The sequence below is a fragment of the Bradyrhizobium sp. P2_E8 genome (genome assembly GCF_056403875.1).
Window position 1 is genome coordinate 1 of the sequence record NZ_JBFUES010000981.1, and the last position, 2,718, is coordinate 2,718.

The following is a 2,718-nucleotide window of genomic DNA, read 5'->3' on the forward strand; positions in this document are numbered from 1 at the left end:
TCCTGGCAGGGGGCGATCCTGCGGATGAAGGTCGATCGCAATCCGAAAGCGCTCGAACGTTTCAAGACCATCGCATTTCAAACCGTGTTCAGGGAGCCGACATGAGCAAGCCGATCGAGATCGAGATTCGCAACGCGCCCGTGCTGGGAAGCAGCATGGCTTATCGCGAGACGGGTGCGCAGGATGCGCCGGTCGTGCTGTTTCTGCACGGCAACCCAACCTCGTCGCACATCTGGCGCAACATCCTGCCGTTGGTGTCACCGGTCGCGCATTGCATTGCGCCCGATCTCATCGGCCTCGGCCAATCCGGCAAGCCCGACATCGCTTACCGCTTCTTCGACCATGTCCGCTATCTCGATGCGTTCATCGAACAGCGCGGCATCACATCGGCCTATCTCGTCGCGCAGGACTGGGGTACCGCGCTCGCATTTCATCTCGCCGCGCGCCGGCCGGATTTCATGCGCGGATTAGCCTTCATGGAATTCATCCGCCCGATGCCGACCTGGCAGGATTTCCACCATACCGAGGTCGCGGAGGAGCAAGACCATGCCGAGGCGGCGAGAGCGGTCTTTCGCAAGTTCAGGACGCCTGGCGAGGGTGAGGCCATGATCCTCGAGGCGAATGCGTTCGTCGAGCGCGTTCTGCCCGGCGGAATCGTCCGCAAGCTCAGCGACGAAGAGATGGCGCCCTATCGTGCGCCGTTCCCGACGCCCGAGAGCCGTCGCCCCGTTCTCGCGTTTCCCCGCGAACTGCCGATCGCGGGAGAGCCTGCCGATGTCTATGAGGCGCTCCAATCCGCCCACGCGGCGCTGGCCGCATCTTCCTATCCGAAACTGCTGTTCACGGGCGAACCGGGCGCGCTCGTCTCGCCGGAATTTGCCGGGCGGTTTGCGGCCTCGCTTAGGCATTGCGCGTTGATCCGGCTCGGCGCGGGATTGCATTATCTGCAGGAGGACCACGCTGACGCAATCGGCCGATCGGTGGCCGGCTGGATCGCCGGCATCGAGGCGGTGCGTCCGCAGCTCGCCGCGTGAGGAGGGATGCGATGTCGGATGTGACGATCACTTATTGCCGTCCCTGCGGCTACGAGAAGCGTGCGAAGGAAGTTGCCGCGGCGCTGCGCCGGCAACTGGCGCTGGAGGCGGATCTCGTGGCCGGCAAGGGCGGCATCTTTCAGGTCAAACTCGGCGACAAGATTGTCGCCAGCCGCAGCAAGGGCCATTTTCCCGGCACCGACGAGATCGTCGCGGCCGTCACCGCGGCGCGGCATTGATCCGGGGAGGCACGCAGATGTCGGTTGTCTGGAACGAAGGTCTGGCGGCAATCGACTGGAACGAGCTTTCCGCGCTCTACCGCATCGCTCCGCTCGGCAACAAGACACCAGCCGATCTCGCGCTCGTGTTCGGCAACAGCATGTTCTGTGCCTTCGCTTATGACCAGGGCCGGCTGGTGGGCGCCGGCCGGGCGCTGGCGGACGGCCGCGACTGCGCCTATCTCTGTGACGTCGCGGTGCACCCGGACCGTCAGGGGCAAGGCCTCGGCCGCGAGATCATCGAGCGGCTGCTGGCGCGATGCCGCGGACATCGCAAAATCATCCTCTACGCGGTGCCTGGCAAAGAGGGCTTTTATGAGCGTCTCGGCTTCCGCCGGATGACGACGGCCATGGCGATTTTCGACGACCAGGCCAGCGCCTATCAGCGCGGCTATCTGACCGCCCCTTAAGCTGCCGCTGCGCTGCACCCGTCCGATGCATCGGGAAATCCGTCCAGAACGACCCCGTCGCCCCTCTTTCAACAGCCGGGCGCGGTCCATAGATTGACGTCGGCTTAAAACGTGACGGAACATTGTGCGGCCGAAATCATCAAAACTTCATGGCGCCTGCGCAGGATTGCCATGGAGATTCGCGTCAGCCTTGCCGCCGAAAGCGCCAAACCGTGCATCCGGAGCCCGCAACCCTGCCTAAAATATTGAAGGCACGTGATTTTGTTCGAATTGACGAATTCCACTCCGCCGCAAAACGCGCTAGTGGAGGGGCAGGGGGCACGCGCGATGCCGGAGCCGGCGGCGAGGGTTCGTTGAGTGCCTGTACGTCGTCCGTCTGTTCGCCGGCCGTCCTGGCCGCTGAAGCGTTGTTCGAGGTCTAGATGCTGGAAGCCATACGCAGGGCGACGACGTTGCTGCGGCAGAAGCAAATCCTGCATAAGCTTGGAGTTGTGATCAGCGTCGCGGTCATCGGCATCGCTTGCTATGTGCTGTACCACATGCTGCGCGGCATCGACTTCAACGAGGTGATCGAGGCGATCAAGAGCACCGAGCCGAGCCAGATTGCGATGGCGGCGCTGTTCGTGGCCGCGGGCTATTTCACCCTGACCTTCTACGACCTGTTCGCCGTGCGCGCGATCGGCCACGCCCATGTGCCTTACCGCATCAATGCGCTCGCCGCCTTCACCAGCTATTCGATCGGCCATAATGTCGGCGCCAGCGTCTTCACCGGCGGCGCGGTGCGCTACCGCATCTATTCGGCCTATGGGCTGAACGCGATCGACGTCGCAAAGATCTGCTTCCTCGCCGGCCTGACCTTCTGGCTCGGCAATGCCGCCGTGCTGGGGCTCGGCATCTCCTACCATCCGGAGGCGGCGGCCTCGATCGACCAGCTTCCGCCCTGGCTGAACCGGACGCTGGCGCTGATGATCATCGTGGGACTGGTCGGCTATGTGG

4 protein-coding genes and 1 pseudogene are annotated in these 2,718 nt (G+C 63.7%); all 5 read left to right on the top strand.

The genetic code is table 11. The features are described 5' to 3' along the window. Positions 1–105 (top strand): annotated as a pseudogene (locus tag AC1D00_RS35355) (TetR/AcrR family transcriptional regulator); the annotation flags it as partial. Next, positions 102–1,034, top strand: a complete 933-nt coding sequence (locus tag AC1D00_RS35360; RefSeq protein WP_477013857.1) for a haloalkane dehalogenase — start codon at positions 102–104, stop codon at positions 1,032–1,034. The pseudogene AC1D00_RS35355 and the gene AC1D00_RS35360, both read left to right, overlap by 4 nt. Before the next feature lie 11 nt (positions 1,035–1,045). Next, entirely contained in the window at positions 1,046–1,273 is a 228-nt protein-coding gene (locus tag AC1D00_RS35365; RefSeq protein ID WP_477013858.1) for an Rdx family protein, read from the top strand. Positions 1,274–1,290: 17 nt separating this feature from the next. Next, complete coding sequence (locus tag AC1D00_RS35370; protein ID WP_477013859.1) at positions 1,291–1,722, top strand: GNAT family N-acetyltransferase; 432 nt, start codon at positions 1,291–1,293, stop codon at positions 1,720–1,722. Positions 1,723–2,144: 422 nt separating this feature from the next. Beyond that, positions 2,145–2,718 (top strand): lysylphosphatidylglycerol synthase transmembrane domain-containing protein (locus AC1D00_RS35375; RefSeq protein WP_477013860.1); only part of this gene is annotated, 574 nt, incomplete at its 3' end.